Raw genomic sequence first — 1,284 nt, 5'->3', positions numbered from 1 at the left:
TGATTTTAAAAATGAATTTTCTAAATTACTTTTAACTTGCTTCGATTCTTTCGGGCTTTTTTTAAATAAAGTGACGAGGTTAAAAAGTCTGGACTTTTTAAAAATCTAAAACCTTTTTCTACGCTTTGCTGTGACTTGCAAAGGCTAAGCATTTTCTCCATCGTTAACGAGTCATTTAAGTCGTTAGTGGCTAACATGAACATACCTTTTTCCTGCAATCTCTGCTCCCTATTTTTTAACGACCAATATAACAGCCCTGTTATTTGGTATTCATAACTGTCTGGTTGCTGATTTAGCTTGGGGCGACCACTTTGTTTGAATACGTTATGCTTGACTATTTCACTGTCAGTTATAGCAACCTCATGATGGGATTTTAACCATGTTTTTAATGAATTTTCAGCATCTACTGCACAAGCGAACCGTTGCTGGCTCAGTTTGATTCTTTTTCCATACGTTTATCTAGTGACCTAGTCAACCAAATTCAGTCACCCTAGTTAAGCAATCATTTTTAATTCTTTATCTGCGAGTTCAAAATTATTTGGACTTTGATAATCCAGATAAGAATGAAGTCTGTAACTGTTGTACCACATGCTTATATAATTCAGTACATCCTGCTGTGCTTCATAGCGTGTTTCATAGTTTCGCCAGTGAACGCGTTCTTGTTTTAAACTACCAAAGAAGCTTTCAGTAACGGCATTATCCCAACAGCCCCCTTTTTTACTCATACTACCAATAAATCCATTTGATTTGAGTAATCGACGATATTGATGGCTAGCATATTGAACGCCTTGATCAGAGTGTACTATCAGTCCTGCTTTGGGCTGTCGCTGCCAAATAGCCATCGTTAACGCATCACAAACAAGTTGTGCTTTCATTCTAGAGCCCATGCTCCAGCCAACGACTTTACGTGAATATAAATTAATCACGACACATAAATACAGCTAACCTTCTGATGTCCAAACGTAGGTGATGTCACCGACCCACGCCTTATCTGGCTCTGCTACAGAAAAATATTGCTTAAGCTCATTTTGATAAATTGGTTTGTTATGATCACTGTTCGTTGTTGATTTATATTTCTTTTTATAGCGAACCCAAACATTCGCTTCTCTCATTAATTGAGCCGTTTTGCTTCGACTAACCCGGAAAACTCAACGTATTCAACACTTTTTTAATACGTCTAGCGCCATAAGTATTGTCACTAAATTTAGCAATATCTTTGATCAATTCAATCATTTCTTGATGAGCTAAATCATCAGGTTTATTCGTAACTTCTCAAAAAGCAGT

2 pseudogenes are annotated in these 1,284 nt (G+C 36.8%); both read right to left on the bottom strand.

Annotated elements, in window-relative coordinates:
- Nucleotides 1-37: 37 nt before the first annotated feature.
- Nucleotides 38-209, bottom strand: a pseudogene (locus CJF42_RS29620) (IS1634 family transposase); the annotation flags it as partial.
- A gap of 285 nt (nucleotides 210-494) precedes the next feature.
- Nucleotides 495-1,260: pseudogene (locus CJF42_RS24610) on the bottom strand (IS3 family transposase); the annotation flags it as partial.
- Nucleotides 1,261-1,284: the final 24 nt, after the last annotated feature.

Source organism: Pseudoalteromonas sp. NBT06-2 (assembly GCF_002276045.1).
Classification (GTDB): Bacteria; Pseudomonadota; Gammaproteobacteria; order Enterobacterales; family Alteromonadaceae; genus Pseudoalteromonas.
Note: the sequence above shows the minus strand (reverse complement) of the source record. Positions and strands in the feature narration are given on the sequence as shown.